Annotated in this window: 17 protein-coding genes; 9 read left to right on the top strand and 8 right to left on the bottom strand. The window is 39.3% G+C overall.

Going from position 1 to position 26,114, the window contains the following annotated elements; genetic code table 11:
* Positions 1-111 precede the first annotated feature (111 nt).
* From HYD28_11705 to HYD28_11695, 3 genes are all read left to right on the top strand, one after another.
* Positions 112-2,130 (top strand): response regulator, encoded by a 2,019-nt coding sequence (locus HYD28_11705; protein QLE09564.1) that lies wholly within the window; start codon positions 112-114, stop codon positions 2,128-2,130.
* A gap of 114 nt (positions 2,131-2,244) precedes the next feature.
* Entirely contained in the window at positions 2,245-3,513 is a 1,269-nt protein-coding gene (locus HYD28_11700) for an extracellular solute-binding protein (protein QLE09563.1), read from the top strand.
* 57 nt (positions 3,514-3,570) lie between these two features.
* Positions 3,571-5,805: a response regulator gene (locus HYD28_11695; protein QLE09562.1), complete on the top strand. Its 2,235-nt coding sequence runs from the start codon at positions 3,571-3,573 to the stop codon at positions 5,803-5,805.
* A 119-nt stretch (positions 5,806-5,924) separates the two neighbouring features.
* Here the strand turns inward: HYD28_11695 and HYD28_11690 are convergent, their stop codons facing one another.
* Positions 5,925-8,147 (bottom strand): NADP-dependent isocitrate dehydrogenase, encoded by a 2,223-nt coding sequence (locus HYD28_11690; protein QLE09561.1) that lies wholly within the window; start codon positions 8,145-8,147, stop codon positions 5,925-5,927.
* Between the two features lie 439 nt (positions 8,148-8,586).
* Positions 8,587-8,802 (bottom strand): cold shock domain-containing protein CspD, encoded by a 216-nt coding sequence (cspD, locus tag HYD28_11685; protein QLE09560.1) that lies wholly within the window; start codon positions 8,800-8,802, stop codon positions 8,587-8,589.
* Positions 8,803-9,011: 209 nt separating this feature from the next.
* Between cspD and clpS the strand changes: the two genes are divergently transcribed.
* A complete protein-coding gene (clpS, locus tag HYD28_11680) occupies positions 9,012-9,320 on the top strand; it encodes an ATP-dependent Clp protease adapter ClpS (GenBank protein ID QLE09559.1) in 309 nt (102 codons plus the stop codon).
* Positions 9,321-9,389: 69 nt separating this feature from the next.
* On the top strand, positions 9,390-11,654 hold the full coding sequence (gene clpA / locus HYD28_11675) for an ATP-dependent Clp protease ATP-binding subunit ClpA (GenBank protein QLE09558.1): 2,265 nt from the start codon (positions 9,390-9,392) through the stop codon (positions 11,652-11,654).
* A gap of 176 nt (positions 11,655-11,830) precedes the next feature.
* Here the strand turns inward: clpA and infA are convergent, their stop codons facing one another.
* The 4 genes from infA to trxB form a co-directional block, all read right to left on the bottom strand.
* Positions 11,831-12,049: a translation initiation factor IF-1 gene (gene infA, locus HYD28_11670; GenBank protein QLE09557.1), complete on the bottom strand. Its 219-nt coding sequence runs from the start codon at positions 12,047-12,049 to the stop codon at positions 11,831-11,833.
* A gap of 90 nt (positions 12,050-12,139) precedes the next feature.
* Positions 12,140-12,844, bottom strand: a complete 705-nt coding sequence (locus HYD28_11665) for an arginyltransferase (protein ID QLE09556.1) — start codon at positions 12,842-12,844, stop codon at positions 12,140-12,142.
* Positions 12,837-13,553, bottom strand: a complete 717-nt coding sequence (gene aat / locus HYD28_11660) for a leucyl/phenylalanyl-tRNA--protein transferase (GenBank protein QLE09555.1) — start codon at positions 13,551-13,553, stop codon at positions 12,837-12,839. Before aat ends, HYD28_11665 begins: the two co-directional genes overlap by 8 nt.
* A gap of 106 nt (positions 13,554-13,659) precedes the next feature.
* Entirely contained in the window at positions 13,660-14,610 is a 951-nt protein-coding gene (gene trxB, locus HYD28_11655; protein ID QLE09554.1) for a thioredoxin-disulfide reductase, read from the bottom strand.
* 288 nt (positions 14,611-14,898) lie between these two features.
* Here trxB and pssA point away from each other — a divergent pair, with 288 nt between their 5' ends.
* The gene (gene pssA / locus HYD28_11650; GenBank protein ID QLE09553.1) at positions 14,899-16,224 is read left to right on the top strand and encodes a CDP-diacylglycerol--serine O-phosphatidyltransferase; all 1,326 of its coding nucleotides are present in this window, start codon (positions 14,899-14,901) and stop codon (positions 16,222-16,224) included.
* A 204-nt stretch (positions 16,225-16,428) separates the two neighbouring features.
* Here the strand turns inward: pssA and HYD28_11645 are convergent, their stop codons facing one another.
* Positions 16,429-17,172 (bottom strand): YciK family oxidoreductase, encoded by a 744-nt coding sequence (locus HYD28_11645; protein QLE10547.1) that lies wholly within the window; start codon positions 17,170-17,172, stop codon positions 16,429-16,431.
* A gap of 228 nt (positions 17,173-17,400) precedes the next feature.
* On the opposite strand from HYD28_11645, the gene HYD28_11640 reads away from it, so the two are divergent.
* Both HYD28_11640 and sohB read left to right on the top strand, forming a co-directional pair.
* The gene (locus HYD28_11640; protein ID QLE09552.1) at positions 17,401-19,833 is read left to right on the top strand and encodes a lipase; all 2,433 of its coding nucleotides are present in this window, start codon (positions 17,401-17,403) and stop codon (positions 19,831-19,833) included.
* A gap of 115 nt (positions 19,834-19,948) precedes the next feature.
* Positions 19,949-20,965 carry a protease SohB gene (gene sohB, locus HYD28_11635; protein ID QLE09551.1) on the top strand — a complete coding sequence of 339 codons (1,017 nt, stop codon included), beginning with the start codon at positions 19,949-19,951 and terminating at the stop codon, positions 20,963-20,965.
* A 77-nt stretch (positions 20,966-21,042) separates the two neighbouring features.
* Here the strand turns inward: sohB and HYD28_11630 are convergent, their stop codons facing one another.
* Positions 21,043-22,374, bottom strand: a complete 1,332-nt coding sequence (locus HYD28_11630) for a dicarboxylate/amino acid:cation symporter (GenBank protein ID QLE09550.1) — start codon at positions 22,372-22,374, stop codon at positions 21,043-21,045.
* Positions 22,375-22,566: 192 nt separating this feature from the next.
* On the opposite strand from HYD28_11630, the gene HYD28_11625 reads away from it, so the two are divergent.
* Positions 22,567-26,004, top strand: coding sequence for a hypothetical protein (locus HYD28_11625; protein ID QLE09549.1), 3,438 nt, complete (start codon positions 22,567-22,569; stop codon positions 26,002-26,004).
* The last annotated feature ends 110 nt before the right edge of the window (positions 26,005-26,114 follow it).

Here is a 26,114-nt window from a genome sequence, read left to right as displayed (position 1 = left end):
TTATAACGTATTTGGCAAGTTTAGGCTGTTTACCTCTTTTTAAGTGAACACTCAATAAATTATTGATATGCTGTTTTGACAATATGTAGTTTTAAGTAACAAGGAGTGACTGTGAACTTTCTGCGCCAATTTCACGATATAGTATCCAACCAAGAAATTGATTTTTCAAACAAAGTAACCAAGCTGTTAAAGTTTGGTTTAGACGTTTTTAATCTTGAGTTTGCTATTGTGAGTCGGGTAGATGGTCAGGTTTATACGGTCATTCATGCTCTTACTCCTGATAATGCGATTGCTGTTGGTACGCAATTTGATGTCTCGGGAACTTATTGTGCTCATACCCTTGAAGCCAATAAGGCGCTCTCATTTCATCACGCTTCAAAAAGCCCTATTGCAGAGCACCCTTGTTATGTCAATTTTCAACTAGAATCATACATTGGCGCCCCTATTTTTGTTGGCAAAAAAGTATTTGGTACCGTTAATTTCTCAGCACCTAATGCATCAAAACCGTTCAATGAAGAATCACATGATTATGTTGAGCTATTTGCTCAGTGGCTAGGCAATGAACTGGCACGTAATGCATCGTCTGAACGGTTATTAAAAAAGAACTATATGTTAGCGCAAGTTGAAGAAGTTGCTCGTATAGGTTCTTGGGAGTTCGACCTGCTAGAAAATAAGCTGTACTGGAGTAAACAAACTAAAGCCATCCATGAGGTTCCTGCTGATTATGCACCTAACCTCGAAACTGCTATTAAGTTTTATAAAGAAGGCGAAAGTCGTAATGCAATACAACAAGTTGTTAAAGAAGCGGTTGAGCTAGGAAAGGATTGGAATCTTGAAATTGAATTGGTTACGGCTAAAGGTAATATTGTTTGGGTGTCAACCTATGGTGAAGCAGAATTTGAGAACAACCAGTGCGTTCGATTAATCGGGACATTTCAGGATATTACTAAAGAAGTATTGCTGCGCGAAGAGCTCAAAAAGCAAAAAGCTGATGCACTGCGAACACTTGAAGAGCGCAGCATCTTGCTGGCCAAAATTAGTCATGAATTGCGCACGCCGCTCAATGGTATTGTAGGCATGCTTACGACACTTCTATATGAAAAGTCAGAGCAAAAACGTGAAGAAAAACTCAAAGTTGCACTGCGAAGTGCTGATATTTTGTTAAACATCATTAACGAAGTACTCGACTTTTCTAAGATAAATCATGGTGAACTCAAATTAGAGCCTAGTCACTTTTTATTAAAAACAATTTTTGTTGATTTAGCGTCGTTATATTTACCTTTATATCAAGAAAAGAATCTTAATTTTGAGGTCGATATTGATATTAGTGATGAATGTTGGACTTATTGCGATAATACTCGTATCACTCAAATTTTGTCTAACTTACTTAGCAATGCATTAAAGTTTACTGAGCAAGGTACTATTAAACTAAACGTATCGGCTAAACCGCAAAATGGCGATGTGATCTTAAATATGCGAGTCAGCGATACAGGCATTGGTATGACTGAAACCTTTATGAAATCACTGTTTTCGCCTTTTACCCAAGAGCAAGATAAAGATCGTAATAAAGGCGGAACAGGCCTAGGTCTTGCTATTGTAAAAGAGCTCATTGACTACATGGGTGGCACGATAAAGGTCAGCAGCGAATATCTAAAAGGTAGTTGCTTTGATATTCAATTACCTCTAAAGCTTGGGCAGCCACAATCACATGATACGCTACATGCCAGTGATATCGACTTTTCAACCTTGCCTTTATCGATATTAGTTGTTGATGACAACCAAATTAATCGCTTCGTGTTGAAAGCTCATTTAGAGAAGTTGGGCTTGACTGCTGATTATGCTTGCGATGGAATTGATGCGGTAAATAAGTGCAAACAAAATAACTACAACTTGATTTTTATGGATTGTGTTATGCCTGAAATGGACGGTATTGAAGCAACACGGGTTTTGAGAAATGAAAAAATATGCCCGATAGATAAAACTTTTATCATTGCTTTGACTGCAAATACCTCTGCGGATGATAAAGCTGCCTGTAAAGAAGCAGGAATGGATTTATTTGTTTCTAAGCCAGTTAAAAACACGGCCATTGAACAAGCAATTGCGAGTGCAAAAGAACATTTTTTAATCTAGCTAACTGTGGTTGGCTTATGATTCAACCGCATTGAGTATTTTCTTATACTTACTTTAGGTAATTTCCAAATTTAACCTATACTTTTAACGGGTTTAACATATTGGGAATGCTAAATGGACCACTCTGATAACCGCCGAGATTTTCTTAAAACGTTAGGGGTTGGTGCTGTTGCATCAACACTTGCTTTCAAAGTCCCCTATGTATTCGCTAAAAGCACTCCTACTATTAGAGTGATGGGCACCCATGTTACGTTACAAGAAGAACTTAGGCAAAAAGCCATGCTTGAGCTGGGTATTAATATTGAGTTTACGCCAATGGGCAGTGCAGCTGTGTTGCAAAAAGCGGCTGCAGATCCAAGTAGCTTTGATTTATACGAGCAATGGTCAGATTCAATTAACATTTTATGGCAAGCTGGCGCTATTCAACCTATAGAAACTGAGCGGTTAAGGTATTGGCATGAAATTAACCCTCTTTCTAAAACAGGAAAAATTGCTCCTGACGCTAAATTAGGTGCTGGTGATTCACCTAATAAACTGCTTTATGTACAAGCAGATGGCACGCTTTCAACTACACCAACTAATGCAATTAGTTTCATGCCTTATGTGCATAACGTTGATTCCTTTGGTTACAACACACAGTTCATAGAAAAGGGTACCCCATACGAAACAGAGTCATGGTCTTGGTTACTCGACGAAAAGAATAAAGGCAAAGTAGCGCTAGTAAATGCACCAACTATTGGTATTTTTGATGCGGCATTGGCTGCCCAAGCGCAAGGCCTGATGACGTTTAAAGATATGGGTAATATGAGCATTAGTGAGATTGATCAGTTGTTCGCTATCTTGCAACATAAGAAACGAGAAGGTCACTTTGCTGGATTTTGGACTTCGGTGCCGCAATCTGTCGACTTCATGAAAATGAAACGAGTCACTATTCAAAGCATGTTTTCGCCAGGTGTTAGTGCATGTAAAGGCCAAGGTATTCCAGTTGTTTATGCTTCCCCCAAAGAAGGCTATCGTGCATGGCATGGGGTAATGTGTTTATCTGCCAATACCCAAGGGTATGTTAAAGATGCTGCCTATGAGTACATGAATTGGTGGCTGTCGGGCTATCCGGGAGCGTTTATCGCAAGGCAAGGGTATTACATTTCTAACCCTGAGCGCAGCAAGCCACTGATGTCAAAGCCTGAATGGCAATATTGGTACGAAGGGCAAGAAGCATCCACTGATTTACGAGGAACAGACGGAAAAATTTCGGTTCAAGCTGGTCAGGTACGTGATGGAGGTAGCTACATTAAGCGCTTTTCGAACATAGCAGTATGGAATACGGTTATGCCTAATTATGATTACAGTTTAGATAAATGGTATGAATTACTAAATTCATAAGGAAGTACTTTGCTGACATTTATTTCTCGGTCATTAGCGGCCAAGGTGTTATTAGCGTTGACGCTAGTTTTACTTGCAATGGGAGCGAGTTACATTGTTCTGAGTAAACGACTACAAAGCATTGAAGCTTCTATTAACGATATAAGCCGTATTAGTAACTATGCAGTTGGGATTTTGCGCATCAACAAGGATATTGTTGAAATTCAGCGAGATATCTCGGTTTATGGGGTTTCAGGAAGCAAAACAGTATTCAGTAAAATAATAGAAAACTTTAAAAGTATAAAAGTACGCTTAGAGAGTGTCGATTTAAAAAGTGACGAACTTGAAAACCAAGTTTACCTAGACTCGATGACACAGCTTATAACCAGGTATGGCGATAATTTGAGTGTGCTTGCTAAACGTTATGAGATAAAAAAAGAGCTTACCGACGACAAACTTCCTAATATTTATTTCCAAGCCATTAATTATCTAAACACCCTTAAATTAAACACTGCTTCAAGCGAAGAAAAGTTAGCTATCTCAGAGCAGCTGAACGTTTGGCATGAGTTACATCGAGATGCCTCATTGTTTCTTGCGAAAAAAGATTTCTCAAAAAGAGCAGCGGTTAATAAAGCGCTTACTATCTTATCAAATAATAGACTATCAAATACTAAATATATTAAAAGTAGTGAACTGGCTACAGCGTATCAAGAAGTATTTTCCAAGGGAGTACAAGCTAATAGAAATTACTTGAGTTTAGTAAATGTTGTTATGGCTGGAGATGCAATTGAATTCAGTACGCTCGCAGATAAGTTGCGCGAGCAATCATTGACTCGATTACAAAAAATAAAAAGAGAAGCGCAAGATATAGTAATAAAGGCAGATCAAACACTTCGTTTTCTTTCTATAGGTATACTGATTTATATCATCGGGCTAGCTGCATTTTTCCACCTACAAATAACTCACTCAATAAAGCGTTTAACGATTAGCTTTCAACACTTTTTAGGAGGTGACTTATCTGCTCCTATTTATGATTTAAATCGTAAAGACGAAATTGGTGTGCTTGCAACTGCCGCTGATAGATTCCGTATATTGAGCCAAGACCTTACAGAGGCAAAAACAACAGCAGAGCATACAACGAAAGTAAAATCAGAATTCCTTGCGAACATGAGTCATGAAATTCGCACTCCTATGAATGGTATTCTCGGGATGGCACGTCAATTGAGGCGCACCACGTTAACACCTGAGCAAGTGAAGATGCTAAATATCATTCAATCCTCAGGGTCTGGTTTATTAGTGATCATCAATGATATTTTAGATATTAGTAAGATTGAAGCTTCTAAGATTGAGCTAGAATCGATACCAGTGCATTTAAACTCTATGCTAGATGAGCTTATGCACTTATTTAAAGAGCAAGCTCAAAATAAACATATTAACTTCAATATCTCTATTGCCGAAGCACAGCAAGATTGTATTTTCTTTGCCGATGAAACCCGTTTAAAACAAGTGCTAATAAATCTATTAGGGAATGCGATTAAATTTACCGAAAAAGGAAGTGTTTCGCTTGATATAAGAATTAATCGAGGTCAGAGCGACAATCTAAAGATCAAATTCTCTGTGGTTGATACGGGAATTGGCATCGCGAAAGAAAATCTCAGCAAGCTTTTTGAAGCGTTTTCGCAAGCTGATACGTCAATTACACGGCGCTTCGGTGGCACAGGCCTTGGATTGGCTATATCAAGTAAATTACTAAATTTGATGGATGCTCCTTTGCATGTAGAAAGTGATTTAGGGCAGGGCTCTCACTTTTATTTTGAGTTAAAAACAACACAGGTTTTTGAGCAGTCTGAGTTTGAAGCCGCAAATAAACAAGAAACCGAAGAGGAACAGGCAGACTTTTCATCACTTAATGTACTTGTAGTCGAAGACAATGATATTAACCAGGTCGTTATCGAAGCCATGTTGAATGAGTTCGGGATAAGAACTATAAAAATAGCAGGGGATGGTGAGCAGGCCGTAGCGCTATGTAAGGAAAATAGTCAGCAAAACAACTTTGATATTATTTTTATGGATATGCAGATGCCTGTACTTGATGGCCCTCAAGCTACCGTATTGATTAGAAAAATCCCCGCTTATGAAGATACGCCCATTATTGCATTAACAGCCAATGTGCTTGAGGCGGATAAGCAGCGATGTTTTGCAGCGGGAATGAGTGATTTTATTGCTAAACCAATAGACTACCAATGTGTGAAAACAGTTTTATTCAAGTGGTGTTTTAATGAGAATGACCGCTCTGAAAAGCAATCAAATTAGTGAAAACCTAACAGGTTCGTTAGTCACGAGAGCAAAAAAAAGAGTTATCTCTTTCGCGAATAAGCGCTTTGAGATAACTCTCTTATAGCTAGTTTACTAGATAAATAAAATTTAAATAATTAAACAAGCTTAGCTAGAATGTCATTGAATGTTGAACTTGGACGCATTGCTTTAAATGCTAGCTCATCATTAGGTTGGTAATAACCACCTACACTCATAGCTGGACCTTGTGCATCGTTTAATTCATTAACGATTTGGTCTTTTTGAGACTCAAGATCAGCAGCAATTTGTGTGAACTGTGCTTTTAATTCCGCATCATCATTTTGTGCAGCAAGTTCTTGTGCCCAGAATAATGAAAGGAAGAAGTGCGAACCACGGTTATCAATCTCTTTCACTTTACGTGAAGGTGATTTGTTTTCAGCTAAGAATGTGCCTGTTGCTTTATCAAGTGTGTCAGCAAGCACTTGTGCTTTCTTGTTATCTGTATTAACCGCTAAATGCTCTAAAGAAGCAGCAAGGGCTAAGAACTCACCTAAAGAATCCCAACGTAAGTGATTTTCTTTTTCGAATTGTTGAACGTGCTTAGGCGCTGAACCACCTGCACCAGTTTCGAATAAACCGCCACCATTCATAAGTGGTACGATTGAAAGCATTTTAGCACTTGTACCAAGTTCAAGAATTGGGAATAAGTCAGTTAGGTAGTCTCGTAAAACGTTACCAGTTACTGAAATAGTATCTTTACCTTCTTTGATACGATCTAAAGAGAATTTAGTCGCTTCAACCGGCGCTAAGATATGGATCTCAAGACCATCAGTATCATGTTGTGGTAGATACGTGTTTACTTTTTTGATTAACTCAGCATCGTGTGCACGATTTTCGTCTAACCAGAAAACTGCCGGTGTGTTAGTTGCGCGAGCGCGGTTAACAGCAAGCTTAACCCAATCTTGGATTGGCGCGTCTTTTACCTGACACATACGCCAGATATCGCCTTGCTCAACAGCATGCTCTAGTAAAGTTGTACCAGCAGTATCAACAACACGGATAGTACCTGCAGCAGCTACTTCAAACGTTTTGTCATGTGAACCGTATTCTTCAGCTTTTTGTGCCATAAGACCAACGTTAGGTACGCTACCCATTGTTGTTGGATCGAATGCACCGTTTTCCTTACAGAAATCGATAGTTGCTTGGTAAACACCAGCGTAACAACGATCTGGAATTACAAAGCTTGTGTCTTGTAATTTACCTTCGCTATTCCACATTTGACCGCTAGAACGAATTGCAGCAGGCATTGATGCATCGATGATCACATCACTTGGCACGTGAAGGTTAGTAATTCCACGATCAGAATCAACCATAGCGATAGCAGGGTTGTTTTCATAAACCGCTTGGATATCTGCTTCAATTTCAGCTTTTTTAGCTGCATCTAGGCTTTCGATTTTTGAGAATACATCGCCGAAGCCGTTGTTTACGTCAACATCTAGCTCTTTGAAAAGATCAGCGTGTTTTGTGAATACGTCTTTGAAGAAAACTTTTACAGCGTGACCGAAGATGATTGGGTCAGACACTTTCATCATAGTTGCTTTCATGTGTAATGAGAACAACACGCCTTTGTCTTTTGCTGTTTGAATTTCTTTAGCAAGGAAAGCTTGAAGCTTAGCTGCGCTCATGCATGAAGCGTCAATTACTTCACCAGCCAGTAATGGTGTGCTTGCTTTAAGCACTGTGATGTCACCATTTTGTGCAACATGCTCGATACGTACGTCAGTAGCTTCTGCAACAGTGATTGATTTCTCAGAACCGAAGAAGTCACCTTCTTCCATGCTTGCAACGTAAGATTGAGAATCTTTGCTCCATGCACCCATTGAATGTGGGTTGTTACGAGCATACTCTTTAACTGAACTAGGTGCACGACGGTCAGAGTTACCTTCACGAAGTACAGGGTTTACAGCAGAGCCTTTGATTTTGTCGTAAGTTGCTTTAACTTTCTTTTCTTCATCAGTTTTTGGCTCAGATGGGTAGTCTGGTAACGCGTAACCTTTTTCTTGTAACTCTTTGATTACTGCACGTAGCTGAGGGATAGAAGCACTGATATTAGGTAGTTTGATAATGTTAGCTTCAGGTGTTTTTGCCATTTCACCTAATTCAGCAAGTGCATCATCAATACGTTGATCTTCAGTTAAGTACTCAGGGAAGTTTGCAATTACACGACCCGCTAATGAAATATCGCGAGTTTCAACTTCAACACCAGCAGCGTTAGTGTACGCTTGGATGATTGGTAACAATGAATACGTCGCAAGAGCTGGCGCTTCATCTGTTTTAGTATAGATAATTTTTGATGTCATCATCATTCCTAGATAGTTGGCGTAATGTTTGGTAATGACTGCTAACAGTAACCCTTAATTAGCCATATTCAACAATGCAATAGATAGCTTTGAAATACCAAGCTTAAAATTAAGTGCCTTGATAAAACAACAGCAAGCAGTCTGTTAGCTGTTGCAACTCAATACAAAGTATTAAAATAACCACAGCTGACAGACTGTAAAATTCTTATAGCTTAAATAAGCAAATTATGAAATTAGCCAAAAGCCTTACGTCAAAATGACGAAAAAGCTAAATTTAAGCAACAAGAGTGTAACAAGCTTGGCTCTAAAGGGCTAATAACAATTAAACAATTGGGGTTAAGAAATGTAATTTCAAGAGAAGTGTAAGGATATATTTAGAGCAGAAGAGTAAGCGAGGAACTTAACAAGGTCTCTCGCTTGATACTCGAATAGGTTTTACCTAGGAGATTTCATCGTTAGGCGCAATATTCGTTGCGTGTAACCCTTTTGGACCTTGTTGCAATTCGAATGTTACATCTTGACCAGCTTTAAGTGTTTTATAACCGTCCATTACAATCGTTGAGTAATGAGCGAATATATCAGTCTCGCTGCCGTCTTCTACGATGAAGCCAAAACCTTTGGCATTATTGAACCATTTGACTTTTCCACAAGCCATACTTCTACATCCTTCTATAAGTTGACTAATTTAGTTATTCTAAACCGTGTAATTTGCTAGACTGACTAATGATTAATCAATCTATATTTGACTGTAGTTTATTTAGCCAGTCAGTCAAGTGTTTTAGACTATTTTTTAACAATTTATTTATTTTTTTATTCAAGTTTGCTTGAGTTCTAAAGACAAGACTATATTTAATTATGAGTGGCATGAAAGATTCTGGTGTTATTGAAACAGTTCGCGATAGTGAAAAGCAAAAATTGCAACCACCGCGAAAATATAAAGTCATTTTAAATAATGACGATTACACGCCTATGGACTTTGTGATAGAAGTACTAATGACGTTTTTTAATATGGATAGCGATAGAGCAACAGATGTGATGCTTCAAGTTCATCATAATGGTAAAGCGATATGCGGTGTGTACAGCGCTGATGTAGCTCATACCAAAGTTGAACAAGTCAATCGTTACGCACGAGACAACGAGCATCCACTGCTTTGTAGTTGTGAGCAGGAATAAATACCAAGGTGGGTGATCAATTAGCCCGTCACAACGGTATATAAATATTATCTCAGTAAGGGGTTGCCAATGCTAAACAAAGACTTAGAACTAACCTTGAATGCGGCGTTTCGCGAAGCGAGAACACGTCGTCATGAATTTATGACCGTCGAGCATCTTTTACTTGCACTGCTCGATAACCCTTCTGCTGGAGAAGCGTTAAACGCCTGTGGCGTTGATATGAGCGCATTAAAAGTTGAGTTATCAGATTTTATTGATGAAACAACACCGGTGATTCCTGATCTTGAAGAAGACAGAGAAACACAACCGACGTTAGGTTTTCAGCGTGTATTACAACGCGCTGTATTTCACGTGCAATCATCAGGGAAAAACGAAGTAACTGGTGTTAACGTGCTGGTTGCAATTTTTTCCGAGCAGGAAAGCCAAGCAGTTTATTTACTCAAAAAATCAGACATTAATCGTTTAGATATTGTTAACTTTATTTCACATGGTATTTCTAAAGCAGATGATGATATCGGTGGTGAAGACCATGATGATATTCATGATGAAGTACAAGAAGTACAAGGTGAAGAACCGACTAAGCTTGAAAACTTTACCACTAACCTGAATCAGCAAGCTATTGATGGCAATATTGATCCTTTAGTGGGTCGTGACAACGAAGTTGAACGTACGGTGCAAGTTTTATGTCGCCGTAAGAAAAATAATCCACTATTGGTTGGTGAAGCTGGGGTGGGTAAAACAGCGATTGCTGAAGGCCTTGCTTATCGTATTGTGAACAAGGAAGTACCTGAAGTGATTGCTGATGCAGTAGTTTACTCACTGGACATGGGTGCATTATTAGCGGGGACCAAATATCGTGGTGATTTTGAAAAACGCTTTAAATCACTATTAAAAGAGTTACAAGCTAAACCAGGTTCAATTTTATTCATTGATGAAATTCATACCATTATTGGTGCCGGTGCGGCATCGGGTGGCGTAATGGATGCATCAAACTTAATCAAGCCACTACTTTCAAGTGGTAAGCTACGCTGCATGGGGTCGACAACTTACAACGAGTTTAAGAACATCTTTGAAAAAGACCGTGCTTTAGTTCGTCGATTCCAAAAAATTGATGTGCTTGAACCAAGTGTTGCTGATACCACTAAAATTCTTAACGGCTTAAAAGAGCGTTATGAAGAACATCACGGTATTCGTTATACACAAAAAGCTTTAAAAGCCGCAGCAGAACTGAGTGCTAAATACATTAATGAACGTCACCTACCTGATAAGGCAATTGATGTCATCGATGAAGCAGGAGCTAATCAGCGTCTACAGCCTGTATCGAAGCGTAAGAAAACCATTGGTGTGGCTGATATTGAACTAATTGTGTCAAAAATGGCTCGTATTCCACAACAAAGCGTTTCTTCAAGTGATAAAGAAACACTGAAAAACCTTGACCGCAACCTGAAGATGCTGGTGTTTGGTCAAGATCAGTCAATCGATGCGCTCACTTCGGCAATACGTTTATCGCGTTCTGGTCTTGCAAACGAAGATAAACCGGTTGGTTCATTCTTGTTCGCTGGCCCAACAGGGGTTGGTAAAACAGAAGTTACTAAACAGCTTGCTAAGTGTATGGGTGTTGAGTTTATTCGCTTTGATATGTCTGAATATGTTGAAAGGCATGCGGTAAGTCGACTAATCGGCGCACCTCCAGGTTATGTTGGTTTTGAACAAGGTGGTTTACTTACTGAAGCTGTGATCAAAAACCCACATGCAGTTGTACTATTGGATGAGATAGAAAAAGCGCACTCAGATATTTATAATATTCTGTTGCAAGTAATGGATCATGGAACACTGACAGACAATAATGGCCGTAAAGCCGATTTCAGAAATGTGGTTGTAGTGATGACAACCAATGCAGGTGTTCAGGAAACAGTCCGTAAGTCGATTGGTTTCACTGAGCAAGATCACTCTCACGATGCAATGACTGAAATCAATAAAGTGTTTTCACCTGAATTTAGAAACCGTTTAGATAACATTATTTGGTTTAATCACCTTGAAAAAGAAGTTATTTTGCAAGTGGTTGATAAGTTTATTGTCGAATTGCAAGCACAACTTGATAAGAAATCAGTTAATCTTGAGCTAACTTCAAAAGCAAGAGAGTGGTTGGCTGACAAAGGCTATGATAAAGCTATGGGCGCGCGTCCAATGGCCCGTGTTATTCAAGATGAGCTTAAAAAGCCTCTAGCAAATGCAATTTTGTTTGGTGAGCTAGCTGATGGTGGTTCGGTTAAGGTATCGGTCAAAGATAAAAAAATTCATTTTGATTTTGAGACCAACCTAGAAACTGCTTAGCCTAATAAGTTAAGTACAAACAAAAAGCCCAGCTAATGCTGGGCTTTTTGTTTATTAAATGGAATTAAAACTAAGTTAGTTTTAACACCATTTAACAAACGCTTTTAGCTCTTTGTAATAAACACACCTGCTCATTCAAAGCAGCAAAAAGCTAAATCTCTCGTTAACGCACTAACTTAGCGAGCACGGAATACGATGCGACCTTTCGATAAATCGTAAGGAGTCATTTCTACGGTTACTTTGTCGCCAGTTAAGATGCGGATGTAGTTTTTTCGCATTTTACCAGAGATATGAGCCACAACAACGTGACCATTTTCTAGCTCAACTCGGAACATTGTATTTGGTAAAGTATCAAGGACCGTACCTTGCATTTCGATTACGTCTTCTTTCGCCATGTTTAGCGTAACACCTCTTTAATAGTTAAACGCTGCAGATTTTGCCGAAAATACTGCAATAAGTAAAGCTACAGGGCTCATTTTTGTAAATTAAATCGCCAACCACTGATCGCCAATGTGCTTTTGTGCAGGCAAAAATTGGGTTTTATATTTCATTTTATTGCATTCGTCGATTTGGTAACCCAAATAGACGAATTGTTTTGCTTGTTGTTTTGCAAATTTAATTTGCTCCATGATCATGATGCTACCAATACTGTACTGCTCATAATCAGGATCAAAAAATGTATAAATCGCAGAGACTGAGTTGCTCATACAGTCGGTCACAGCAACGCCAACTAACTTATCATCATCCCGTAACTCTATAAAAATTACAGGTAGCCATTGGCAAAACAAAAAGCTTTCGTACTGATTTTGATCAGGTGGAAACATAGAACCATCTTGGTGTCTTTGCGTGATATACTTGCAATATAACGGGTAGTACTCAGCCCGTTCATAATCACTGTAGCTTACAGTAAATATTTTTTTTGCTTTGTTTAGTTTACGTTTTTGTGATTTAGATGGAGTAAATTGCTGGGCTAATACGCGTACTGAGTTGCAAGCATTACAAACAGGGCAATGAGGACGGTATATTTGGTCACCACTGCGCCTAAATCCCAATGCTAATAATTGCTCAAATTTATCAGGGCAATAACAACTTGGGTCAAGAATAACAAGTAGTTGCTCCTGACGGTCTGGTAAATAGCTGCAATCAAATTGCTGGCTTAAACCAAGCCTAGCGGGTAAGTGCTCAGTCATAAATATTAATCAACTCTTGTGGTTGCCACATATGTCTTTTAGGCACAAAACTGTGCGCTAATTTAAGTCTAGTTAAAAATTCCCTGCGTGGGATAACTTTTGCACCTAAAGTGATTAAATAAGGGTTTTCTAATTGGCAATCAATAAAATGAGCTTGGTGTTTCTTAAGCCAATTAACTAATGCCCACATTGCCAGTTTCGAACCATTACTGACTTCATGAAACATTGATTCACCACAAAATATACCGTTTTGCATGATGCCATACAGGCCAGCAACTATTTTATCTTCATGCCAAATTTCAAGGCTATGAGCGATACCTTGATGGTGTGCTTCGATATAGGCATGCATCATTTGCTCAGTGATCCAAGTTCCTTCTGCATCGATACGCTGTTCACGACAAGCATTGATAACGTGCGCAAATGCGTGATTAACAGTGACACGCACAGGAAAACGCTTTAAATACTTTTTTAAACTGCGGCTAACATGAAATTCATCGAGCTCAAGGATACCGCGCATACTAGGCGACCACCACATAATGGGTTCATAATCACTAAACCAAGGGAAAACACCTGTATTGTAGGCTCTTTGGATACGCTCGACTGATAGGTCACCCCCAATCGCCAACAGGCCATCAGGCTCATCAAGGGCTAATTCTGGATCTGGAAAATCAACTGTCTCGGGCGAGAGTTGGTAAAGTTGCTTGATCATATCAGCGTTATCGTTGTTATTTGTTCTAATTTTAACAAAATTTTAGTTATAAAAAAGGGGCTGTTTTTGCAACAGCCCCAGTAATTAGTGTTTTAGATCAACTAATTTATAGGTTATCTAAGAAACGTTCAGCATCAAGCGCAGCCATACAGCCAGTACCTGCTGATGTGATTGCTTGACGGTAAATGTGATCTGACACGTCACCTGCAGCAAATACACCTGGTACGCTTGTTTGCGTTGCGTTGCCGTTTAAGCCCGACTGAACTACTAAATAGCCGTCTTTCATTTCTAGCTGACCTTCAAACATGTCAGTATTTGGCTTATGGCCAATTGCAATGAATACACCCGCAAGATCTAGATTTTCTGTTTCTTCAGAATCAGTTGCTTTAATACGAATGCCAGTTACGCCCATTTCATCGCCAAGCACTTCATCTAAAGTGCGGTTGTAATGTAAAACAACGTTACCGTTTTCTGCTTTTTCTTTTAAACGATCAGCTAAGATCTTTTCACTGCGGAAGCTATCACGACGGTGAATAACGTGAACCTCATCAGCAATGTTTGATAAATAAAGCGCTTCTTCAACAGCTGTGTTACCACCACCTACAACCGCTACTTTTTGACCGCGGTAGAAGAAACCATCACAGGTTGCACAAGCAGAAACACCACGACCTTGGAAGTTAGTTTCTGATTCTAAACCTAAGTATTTAGCAGATGCGCCTGTCGCGATAATTAATGCATCACAAGTATATGTGCCAGAGTCACCAGTTAAAGTGAAAGGGCGTTTTGATACATCAACTTTGTTGATATGATCAAAGACAATCTCAGTTTCGAAACGTTCAGCATGCTCTTTCATACGATCCATTAATGCAGGACCCGTTAAGCCGTGTGCATCGCCTGGCCAGTTTTCAACTTCAGTCGTCGTAGTCAACTGACCACCTTGTTGAATACCAGTGATAAGGACAGGGTTTAGGTTAGCTCGTGCTGCGTATACCGCTGCTGTGTAGCCCGCAGGGCCAGAACCTAAGATTAATAGTTTACAGTGTTTTGCGTCACTCATGTTTTTTCCTAAAAACGTTTCAATACGATGTCTATGCGCCCGATTCTAAGAAAAACAAGGCGGATGTAAACAAAAGCCCTGATTATTTTTTTAGTCAAATCGCTAAGCTGTCAAATAATCCTTACTTATTATAATTTAAATAGCTCTTTTTGCTCACAAAATGGTCTAATTGCCAATTGTTATGCCTTCAAAGTACGGTAATTCATGACCAAGCAATAATTTTTTGATATGTTTTAGCTAATTTTGATATTAGCTCGTGCTATGAGCTAACTAAACGAACAGGCAATTATGGTATTTTGGCAGGAAAAGCCCGCTTTTGGGCTGACTACACAAGACGTACAAGTCTTAACCAATGCAAAAGAGTATCGCACTGAACTATTGCGTTTAATTGGTTCAGCAAAAAACAGGATTTATATTACCGCATTGTATCTTCAAGACGATGAAGCGGGGCGCGAAATATTAACTGCGTTACATCAGGCATCACTTACTAATCCTGATTTAGAAGTAAAAGTGTTGGTTGATTTCCATCGTGCCCAACGTGGTTTGATTGGAGCAGCTAAATCTGATGGCAATGCCAGCATGTATTGTGATTTTCAAGAGCAGTATCAGTCAAATGTGGAAGTTTATGGTGTACCTGTAAAGGCAAAAGAGCTTTTCGGGGTTCTGCATTTAAAAGGCTTTGTAATTGACGATACATTATTATACAGCGGTGCAAGCTTAAATAATGTGTACCTTCAGCAAGATGAGCGTTATCGTTTAGATCGCTATTTTTTAGTTCATCAAGCTGGATTATGCAATTCGGTCATCGAATTTATTGAAACTCATCTTTTAAGTTCTGTTGCGGTACCACGCATTGATATGCGCCCACTCGTAAAATTTAACGATATTAAAGTCGCGCAGAAGCAATTGATGCGCGACCTTAAATCGGCAAGTTACGCAAGCGCCGCAGAAGCAAGTGCTGGTGAGCTTGGTGTCCGATTGTTCTTAGGTTTAGGGCGCCGTAGCAATAAGCTGAATCGTTTAATCAAATCGTTATTTGATACCACAGAACAAGAGCTTGTCCTCTATACCCCTTACTTTAACTTTCCTGCACCTTTAATGCGGTCATTACGACGTTTATTAAAACAAGGCAAGCAAGTGACTATTGTCGTAGGAGATAAAACCGCGAATGATTTTTATCTGCCACCAAGTGAGCCGTTTAGTAAAATTGGTGCATTACCATATTTATACGAAACGATTTTATATAAGTTTTTAAAGTCTCAGAAACGACATATCAGTAACGGCAATTTGAATGTCTATCTTTGGAAGCATGAAAGTAACTCTTTCCACTTAAAAGGAATTTGTTCTGATAAACGTTTACACTTGCTTAGTGGGCATAATTTAAACCCACGTGCATGGGGCTTAGATATTGAAAATGGTATTTTAATCGACGACCCTAAACAGCATATCCTTAAGCAAATAGAGAATGAAAAACAAGCTATTTTGACACATTGCCGCCGCTTAACAGGTCCGCAAGATTTAGAAACGATGGATGATTACCCAGCACCGGTTAAAAAACTATTAGGTCAGGCAAAACGTGTAAAAGTTGATTTTATTATCAAGCGTTTTATTTAGGGCGTGTTGACCTTTGTAGATTAAAATTTGTTCTCTCTAGGGGCGATTTAATCGCCTTTAGGAAGACCCCTGACGGCAGAGCGCGTTTGACATTGATACTGCGTTATCGCCTATTTTTTTGGAACGATCACACTATATGGGTTCTGTCTTGCCTAAATATAAAAAAGCAGCGAAATGCTGCTTTTTTTATGTTTAGTTATTAGCTTACTTTTGTTGGGCATCTAAAGATTTACCGTTAACCTCTTTTGAGTCATCGCTCATCAAGTATAGGTAAGTTGGCATTAAATCTTCAGGTGTTGCTAATTTATCTCTATCTTCACCAGGGTAAGCAGAAGCACGCATTGATGTACGGGTAGCACCTGGATTAATACAGTTAACACGAATATTGGTTTTACCTACTTCACAAGCCCAAGTTTGCATCATACCTTCAACAGCAAATTTTGATATAGCATAAGCACCCCAATGTTCACGGCCTTGGCGGCCTACACCTGACGAAGTAAAAATAACAGATGCACTTGGTGATTTGCGAAGCAGTGGGAACATAAATTTAGTGATCATAGCTTGCGCAGTTACGTTAACCTTCATAATATTTTCGAAGGTTGAAACGCAGAAGTGCTCAAGCGGACCTAATGATCCTAAAATACCTGCGTTATTTAATAAGCCATCTAACTTACCGAACTGCATTTCAATGGTTGCCGCTAAGTCTCGGTAGTTTTGTTTAGTCGCACCTTTTAAATCCATCGGTACGATAGCAGGTTGTGGATATCCTGCATTTACGATCTCATCATATACACATTCTAGTTTATTTGTTGTTTTCCCGAGTAAAATAACAGTGGCACCATGCTTAGCATAAGTTAATGCGGCAACACGGCCAATGCCATCACCGGCACCTGTTATTAAAATTACTTTGTCTTTTAGCGCATTCTCTGCGGCTTTATAAGTATGCATAAACGTACCATTGATTAGATTTTTCGCCATTTTACCATAGCAAAAAGCCAAGTTATCGAATTTATTGCAAATTAAGGTGGCGAAAATCGAAACTTTACGTTAACTTTAACTGGTCTAATGTCTTATTAATATTCCAATTACATTAAATTAACTTAGAATAATGGTAGTAGAATAACTACTTTTTACCTTGAACACACAATAACAATAAGATTTGCGCGGAGCGAAATTATGAAAAAACTGCTACTTTCACTAGCCATTGCGTCAGCCATTACTGGCTGTGGTGGAGGGGAAACATTAGAAGATGTAAAAAATGATAATCCACCTGTTCTCCCAACCGCGACAGTAAAATTTGACCCAGCAAATAGTGTGATCTCAGTACCAAATGATTTATTAATGAGTGGTACTCTTGATGGCACTTTAAACATGCCAGGTGAATTAGATGACAACAATGTTAGTGTTGAACGTGCAGCGTATGCTGATCCACAACTTGCACTTGGCGCACTTGATGGTTGGTCAACACAAACTCCGTTTAAAATCGATTTAACTTTTCCTGCGGGTATCTCACTTGATACGGCATCTGCTGCTTCTCCTGGTGCAGTACGTATATTTGAAGTAATCATGGGCGCAAGCCAAACAGATGAAACTTGTTCGCAAGTGCCTGCGGGTATTGCCTGTAAATTGGTGTCTGAATTAACCTTTGGTGTTGACTTTATTACTCAAGGTTCTGGCGATGCTGTGGCTGTGATCCCACTTAAACCGTTCAAAGCTGGTAGTACCTATATTAACGTTTTAACAACGTCATTAATGGACTCTGAAGGACGTTCAATTGAGCCTTCTTCAACTTACGCGTTAGTGAGCGAAGAGACAGCACTTATCACTGATTCACAGAAGTCACTTCAAGCGGTTATCAATAGCTATGAAGATGCAGTGACATCAGGTGGTGCAATCACAAAAGATGAAATTATCTATTCAGCAGCGATGACAATGCAGTCAGCAGGTCAAGTGCTTGGTACAGTTAAGCAACTCCTAGCAGCGAGTCTTTCGCAACCAGCCTTGCCGACACCTATGGTTCAAATTCCTGAGCAACCAGTTATTACAGTCGAGCAAGTATTTGCATCGCAAGGTATTACAGGTGTTTCACCCGTTTTTGGTGGGGTGCAATATCAAAAAGGTAGCGTGATGTTACCTATGTATTTAGCAACTCCTACAGGTAAAACGGTTGATGATTTATCTGCGACTTATTGGCAAGGGCTTTGTGACAGTGGTGTTGCTGTTTTAGGCTATGCAGCTGCAGCGGGTGATTCATTCCCAACCGATCCTATTAGCGAAACTGATGGCCTTTGTATGGCGTTAAGTGGAGGCAAGTTACGTGATTTAGGCTTAGATCAAACAAAACACTTAACTAAGTACAACACAATTCCAAAAACACAAAGCATTGCTAATGTGCCAGTGCAAATTACTAAACCAATTTTACCTGTTATTAATGCAGTGCGAGCTCAGCTTGGCTTAGACGCATTGAGCATGCCTGAGACAGGCTGGCCTGTTGTTATCCTTCAGCACGGCATTACCTCTAAAAAAGAAGATATGCTAGCAATTACAGCGCAATTAACAATGCAAGGTTTTGCAACGGCTGCAATCGATCACCCAATGCATGGTGAGCGTGGTGTAGATGTAGATGGCGACGGTACTGACGATTTTAATGCCTCTACAGGTTCTGTACTAAGTTACATGAATTTACAGTCTTTATTGGTAGCTCGTGATAGTTTACGTCAGTCTGTAGCTGATTTGCTTGGTTTGCGTTTAGGCTTGAACTTTACTGGTGCTGCTGATTTAAATGCGCAAGATGTATCATTCTTAGGACATTCATTAGGCTCTGTTGTTGCACCAGCTTTTGTTGCTGTGACTAATGCACCTTTAGCAGCTCAAGTTGACCCAATGTTTAACGTTAAAAGTGTAGCTCTTGCCAGTGGTGGCGGTGGTATTGCAAACTTCTTGATTGAATCAAATACATTTGGTCCTTTTGTACAAGGTTCTGTATTACTTGCGGCTGGTACTGCAGAGTCAGCAGAGTTTGGCGCTTATACTCAAAATGAAGCATTATCTAACTGTGGTTCACTTGCTTCAAATCAAACAGCTTATGTTACATGTGCTTATAAAGAGTACATAGGTTCGTTAACAGTAGCTGGTGAAACCGAAAAATTAGCTAACATTCAAAGTGTGGTAACTCAGTTTGCATTTGCAGCTCAAACAGCGCTTGATAGTGGCGACCCTTCTAACTATGCAGCATCAGTTGCAGCTCTTGGCACACCAGTTTACATGAGTGTAGTTGTCGGTGATGGTGCGAACAATAATGCTGATATGGTTATTCCACCAATGGTAGCGAGTAATCCAATTGCAGGTAGTTTACCTCTTGCTAATCTAATGGGTTTAACAACAGTTGCACAAACACAAGGCCCAACAGCGGACGCAATGAGCTATGTTGTTAAATTTACCAAAGGTCACCACAGCTCAGTCTTAACACCTGTTGCTACACCTGACTCAGGCGCAACGGCCGAAGAAAGTGCTGCAGCAACGGCTGAAATGCAATTGCAAATCGCGACTTTCTTAGCAAGCCGTGGTCAGTATCTTCAGGTTACAAACTCAGATGTTGTCACTGAATAAACGAAACCTTGTTAATTAAGTAATAACCAATTAAGTAAAAAGCCACTTCATGTGGCTTTTTTTTGCTTTAAAGCGTGGTAAATTGTGGCGAATCATTAATAAATGGAGAGTTTGATTGGAATTTTTATACGAATATGGGTTATTTTTTGCCAAGACCCTAACATTTGTCATCGCAATTGCAGTGATTGTTGCCATTATTATGGGCGCTGCAGTGAAACCCAAAGCTAAAAAAGGTGAGATAACAATTGATGACTTAAGTGAACAACTTGACGATTTAAAGCAAAGTTTTATTGAAAACACCCTTTCAAAGAAAGAGCTTAAAGCACACCACAAGCAGCAAAAACTCGAGGCAAAAAAACAGCAAAGCGACGAGCCAAAAGCGCGCTTATATGTCATAGATTTTAACGGCAGTGTTGATGCTCATGAAGTAGAAAGCCTAAGAGAAGAAATTACGGCTATTTTAACTATTGCTGATAAAGAAAAAGATCGCGTGCTTATTCGTCTAGAAAGTGGTGGTGGTGTGGTTCACGGTTATGGTCTTGCAGCATCACAGTTACAGCGCTTACGTAATGCCGAAATTCATTTAACTGTTGCCATAGATAAAGTAGCAGCCAGTGGAGGGTATATGATGGCGTGTGTTGCCAATGAGATTGTCGCAGCACCATTTGCAATTGTAGGCTCAATCGGTGTTATTGCGCAAATTCCTAACTTTAATAAAATCTTGAAAAAGAATGATGTGGATTTTGAGCAAATCACAGCGGGTGAGTACAAACGTACTTTAACTATCTTTGGTGAAAATACCGATAAAGGTCGTGAAAAATTCAAAGAAGAAATTGAACAAACTCACGGTTTATTTAAAACCTTTGTTAGTAAGCAGCGTCCATCTCTTGATATTGATACTGTTGCTACAGGTGAGCACTGGTTTGCAACTCAAGCGTTTGATAAAGGCTTAGTTGACAAGATTGATACCAGTGATGACATTTTATTGAGCCAAGCTAAAGAGCGCCAAATCTTTAAAGTGAAATACCGTATTAAGAAAAATTTAAGTGACAAATTAGCTATTGGTTTAAGTTCGGGTGTAAGTAAAGCGGGTGTGAGTTTAATGTCTCGCTTAAAAGGCTTAAACCCTTAGGTTGTGCTAAATATAAAATTAAAATAAAAAACCCGCTGTTCAAGCGGGTTTTTTACTTATAAATAGCCAGTAAATAATTACTTAATCGATTTATGATAGTCTTCTAAATCTTTAGCGGCATTTGGGTCGTTAAATACGTCTTCATCAAATTCCCCTTCAGATTTCGCAACTACACAAGTCACCATACAGTCACCAGTAACGTTGACAGCAGTACGTGTCATATCAAGTAAACGGTCTACACCAATAATGATAGCAATACCTTCTACAGGTAAGCCTACTTGGTTTAACACCATCGCTAACATAATAAGACCAACACCAGGCACACCAGCAGTACCTACAGATGCAAGTGTTGCGGTTAAAATAACCATTAAGTAATCTGAAATTGTTAAATCAACAGAAAATACTTGTGCAATGAACACGGTAGCAACACCTTGCATAATTGCTGTGCCGTCCATGTTAATGGTTGCACCTAAAGGCACGGTAAATGAGGCAACTGAATTATGTGCGCCTAATTTTTTGCTAGCAGTTTCTAGGGTAATAGGCATGGTTGCACTTGAGCTTGATGTGCTAAATGCAAATAGGCAGGCATTTTTCATTTTCTTTAAAAACGTAATAGGGTTAAGACCTGTAAACATTTTTAACAACACACTGTAGTTAACAATACCGTGGAAGAGTAGGGCAAAAACAACTACACCAAAGTACAATGCAAGGCTCTTTATTAGTTTTAAATCTATAGTAGTAAATAGTTTTGCCATTAAAAAGAAAACACCATAGGGTGCAATATTCATAAGCAAAGTAACTAGCTTTAGAATAACGGTATTTAAGTCTTCAAATACATTTGCTACTCGTTGACCCGCTTTACCACTAAGCGCCATCGCTACGCCAAATAATAATGCAAAAACAATAACCTGTAGCATATTACCGCTTGCCATTGCATCAATAGGGTTTGTCGGGAACATACTAATGATAACTTGTGCGAGAGTTGGCGCTTCTTTTGCACTGTAATTAGCATCTGAAGGTAGATTGATACCTTCTCCTGGATTTACCAATAACGCTAAGGTAATAGCAACGGTAATAGCGATTGCAGTAGTCGCTAAATAAAGCAAAATTGATTTACCACCTAAACGTCCTAATTTCTTGGGGTCGCTTAAGCTGCAAGTACCACAGACTAATGATACAAAAACCAGTGGTACCACAAGCATTTTCAAGCTTGCGATAAATATTTGACCACCAACATGGAAAATTCCATCAACGAAAAATGCTTTAATTGGTAAAGAGAATAACCCTAGTGGAATAAGGAAATCGTCTTCACCCGCTAAAATGGCTTGAAAGATAAAACCAACGATTACACCCAGTACCATACCTACCATGATACGAGATGTAAGGCTTAAAGATCGTACTTTTGACATACACCCAGTCTATTTTTTTATAAATTTTGCCATAGACTACCAGCATGAAGATTTTTATACAGAAAAATTCGATAAATAGTTAAAGAATTTCGTTGCCTTTAAAGGAAAAAAATTATGATCTTCGTTTAATTTTTAGGTTAATATTAGGTAAATATATAAATAATTTTAAAATAGCTAACTAGGGAGAGGTCAATGCCTTTATTGCGATGGCTAAGTATTATAGTTTTCAGCTCATTGTTAGTTGCCTGTGGCGGCGGTGGGTCATTAGAGAATGATAGTGGTTCACTTGGTGGTGGGGATGATGGTACAACCGATAACCCAAGTTTTGTCGTTGCTGTTCAAGGTTTCGTAAAGGACACAGATCAAGAATCGAGCTCAGTAACATCTGATACACCATTAACTATATTAGCTTCTCTGACCAGTAATGGTGATGCGGTTTCAAGTGAAGTTATAAGCTTTAGTTTAGATGGTGACATTGGCTTGCTTGATCCTGTTTCTGGAACTGCTCTGACTAATGCTGGTGGTGTCGCGTCAATTACACTAACTGCGGGTGATACTGCGGGTGCAGGGATTATTACTGCTACTTATGTTGTTGGTGATGAAACATTCAGTGATACCTTTGGCTTTACATCAGATGGCTCTGAAACAGATGACTCAAGTGTTAGTGGCAGTATTACTCTTGATGTGTCAATTTTAGACAGCACAGGCTCGCCATTTACAGTAGGAAACCCTGTTAGCAAAGATAATAAAGGGACAGTTACTGCAACCTTATTAGAAGAAGAACAGCCTTTACAGGGGCAGCTAATTTCTTTTACAACAAATTATACAGGCAAAATCACTCCTGTATTAGGCACTGCATTAACTGATGCAAATGGTGAAGCTTCAGTAACGTTAAGTAGTGGTGATTTTAAAGGGGCTGGTCAAGTAGTTGCTACATACACGGATGAAAGCGGTAACACAATCACTAAAATTGCAGGCTTTATTTCAAATGGTGATGATGCCCCTGTTGAAAGTGCCGAAGCGGAACTTGATATCAAGCTGTTACAAGGGTGCGCAACTAACTGGGAGGCTAATCGTAATACAACATCACTTGAAACAACTTACCTAGCTTCAGGGTGTAGCGTCGTAAATCAGTTTTCATCTGACGAACTCATCGACGTTATGGTAAAAGTGACTGATACAAGTTCGGGTGATGGTATCGACGGTATTATCGCTGAGCTTTCGACTGATCTTGGCGCTTTATTACCAGAATCAGGAAAAGCGCTTACTGACAACTTTGGTTTTGCAATTTTAAAACTACAACCTGGCGCAAATAGTGGTGCAGGTGAAGTATCTGTATCTGCTAAATCGGTGACTGCATCGAAAGCATTCGAAATTGCAACTGCTGAGTTAAGTGTAGAAATTTCAAATGGCTTATATAACAAGGTAGATGACGCCGGTAATGTAATTGATGACGAATTTGTGCCACTTGCAGCGGGTGCAACAACGGTTATTACAGTTAGTATTTATGATGCTGACGGTGAGCTGTTTGTAACGCCATTAGATGTTGAGTTTACATCTGGTTGCGTTGAATCTGACCTCGCTGTTATGGATGACACCGCAACGAGTATTAGCGGTATTGCAACTGCAACATATAGAAGTAACGGCTGTAACACAACACAAGGTGATACGGTCACAGCAACAGTCCTTACCGGGGGAACACCAAAAGTTGTTTCAGTGAATGTGCCAGTATCGGCCGCAGCTGTAAGTTCGATTGAGTTTGTTGAAGCTACCGAGAATGTAATTGCACTAAAAGGGACTGGTGGTGTATCTCGCAAAGAAATTAGTCAACTTACATTTAAGTTAACTGACGAAATTGGTAATACGGCAAAACAAAAGCGATTAGATTTTCGTTTGAGCTCGACTAATGGTGGCATTTCACTTTCTGAAGTAACAGATGCGACAGGTTATTCGCATGCAAGTGTTTCTACAGATTCAGAGGGCTTAGCAAGAATTCAAGTTAATTCAGGCTTTGTACCTCAAGCTGTTCGCGTACAAGCGTGCTATATACCAGATGAACTGATTCCTGAAAACCAAAACGATAATGTAACTTGTTGGAAAGAGCTTTATGATGAATGCCTTCTTGATGAATCTGAGCGAGATAACAATGTTTCATGTCCAACAGGTCAGCTTTCTTTAGTTTCATTAGATGAGCAAATAACAACCGTATCTGATCTTGTTTCAATTAGTTCAGGTTTACCTGATGGTAATAGTTTTACGGCTGCCCCAACAAACTTTAATGTCGAAGCATTAAATTATAACGGTGTTCTTGAGGAAATTAACGTTTATCTTGCAGATCATTTTAATAATCCTGTACCTGATGGCACATCTGTATATTTAACAACAGAAGGTGGTGCTATAGGAACAATTGATGGCACAGAGTTTAACCCTCAGCTTGAGTGTAATACAGTTGATGGACAATGTGTTGCCCAGTGGCGTTCACAAAATCCAAAACCATTTACAGAAGCTAAGTGGGGTAACAGAATCAACAGCATTAATCCAAAAACTGATGCAATTAACTGTGACCTTTACTTTGGAGCCGCAGCGCCTTGTATGGCAGGTATTTTAAACGCTGCATTCAATGAAAATGGCGTACCGCTAGGAGGCCGTGCCACAGTACTTGTCACAGCAAAAGGTCAAGAGTCATTCATCGACATTAATGGTAACGGCCGTTTTGACACCAACGAATATTACAGTGGCTATGACCTGACAGAAGCATTTATCGATCATAATGAAAATGGTTTTTATGATGGTTTAGCAGCAATTTACGACCCAGTTACTGCATCAGTGACAAAGGCTGCTGAAAATTGTCAAGAAGGTGCTACTGATGATCCGTGTAGTCCAGAAAATACGAATGCCGGACTCTTCGAAGAAAGCTGGGATATTGACCTTAATGGCATGCATACACTAGCGGATGGAAAATATAATGGTTTAGTATGTAAGTCAGAGGCAACAACGCCAACAGATGGTGATACTTTTGAAAGCCTATGTACTAAAGAATTAGTTGATATTCGAGATTCTTTTGAAATTATTATGTCTGGTAGTACTGCGTACAGTCGATTTGTAGTTACAAAAAATGAGCTGCGTAGCCGATTTGCTGATGCTCTTGCTGAAACAACTGAAGATGATCCTACAGTTTTCACAGATAATGCAATGCAACTTGCTAGGGATATTGAGGAATGTAATCCAATCCGACGTTTTCCTGCAGCTGATGTAAAAGGTGCGTTTGTTCTCGATTTAGAGGAAACAGCTGATACTAATTATTGTGATGTGAGAAATATAAACATTACAACTGCTGATTCTGGTACTGAATTAGCCGCATTAACTTTTGCAGTTTATTACTCTGATATTTTTAATAATCCAATGCCTGCAGGGACCAGTGTTTCAGTAACTGCAGATAATGGAGAATACAGCGGCACTGATGGCTTTGAGCTTCGAAATTCAGCTGCGACAGCAGCGTTTGGAGAAGTTTTATCAATAAGTCGAGAGTCAGAAAGAAATGGTAAAACTGAAGGCTTTTTAACTGTTGAATTTACAACTGGAAAAGGCAACATTTCAACTGCTCGAATTGCAATTACTGATGATGGCTAATAAGTAGTTATTTGTTTAAATTTAAAAAAATGCCAACCAGAAGGTTGGCATTTTTGTTGCTGTTCTATATATTCCCCTTGAAATTACCGCAAAACGCCACATTGACTAAA

The organism is Pseudoalteromonas shioyasakiensis (assembly GCA_013391845.1).
In the GTDB taxonomy this organism is placed as follows: Bacteria; Pseudomonadota; Gammaproteobacteria; order Enterobacterales; family Alteromonadaceae; genus Pseudoalteromonas; species Pseudoalteromonas apostichopi.
Note: the sequence above shows the minus strand (reverse complement) of the source record. Positions and strands in the feature narration are given on the sequence as shown.

Bases quoted from the DNA above. Each gene is read 5' to 3' on its own strand.
- pssA (QLE09553.1), top strand. From the start codon at position 14,899: ATGGTATTTTGGCAGGAAAAGCCCGCTTTTGGGCTGACTACACAAGAC.
- HYD28_11700 (QLE09563.1), top strand. From the start codon at position 2,245: ATGGACCACTCTGATAACCGCCGAGATTTTCTTAAAACGTTAGGGGTT.
- HYD28_11645 (QLE10547.1), bottom strand. From the start codon at position 17,172: ATGCATACTTATAAAGCCGCAGAGAATGCGCTAAAAGACAAAGTAATT.
- clpA (QLE09558.1), top strand. From the start codon at position 9,390: ATGCTAAACAAAGACTTAGAACTAACCTTGAATGCGGCGTTTCGCGAA.
- cspD (QLE09560.1), bottom strand. From the start codon at position 8,802: ATGGCTTGTGGAAAAGTCAAATGGTTCAATAATGCCAAAGGTTTTGGC.
- HYD28_11640 (QLE09552.1), top strand. From the start codon at position 17,401: ATGAAAAAACTGCTACTTTCACTAGCCATTGCGTCAGCCATTACTGGC.
- aat (QLE09555.1), bottom strand. From the start codon at position 13,553: ATGATCAAGCAACTTTACCAACTCTCGCCCGAGACAGTTGATTTTCCA.
- trxB (QLE09554.1), bottom strand. From the start codon at position 14,610: ATGAGTGACGCAAAACACTGTAAACTATTAATCTTAGGTTCTGGCCCT.
- HYD28_11625 (QLE09549.1), top strand. From the start codon at position 22,567: ATGCCTTTATTGCGATGGCTAAGTATTATAGTTTTCAGCTCATTGTTA.
- clpS (QLE09559.1), top strand. From the start codon at position 9,012: ATGAAAGATTCTGGTGTTATTGAAACAGTTCGCGATAGTGAAAAGCAA.
- HYD28_11690 (QLE09561.1), bottom strand. From the start codon at position 8,147: ATGACATCAAAAATTATCTATACTAAAACAGATGAAGCGCCAGCTCTT.
- HYD28_11630 (QLE09550.1), bottom strand. From the start codon at position 22,374: ATGTCAAAAGTACGATCTTTAAGCCTTACATCTCGTATCATGGTAGGT.
- HYD28_11665 (QLE09556.1), bottom strand. From the start codon at position 12,844: ATGACTGAGCACTTACCCGCTAGGCTTGGTTTAAGCCAGCAATTTGAT.
- infA (QLE09557.1), bottom strand. From the start codon at position 12,049: ATGGCGAAAGAAGACGTAATCGAAATGCAAGGTACGGTCCTTGATACT.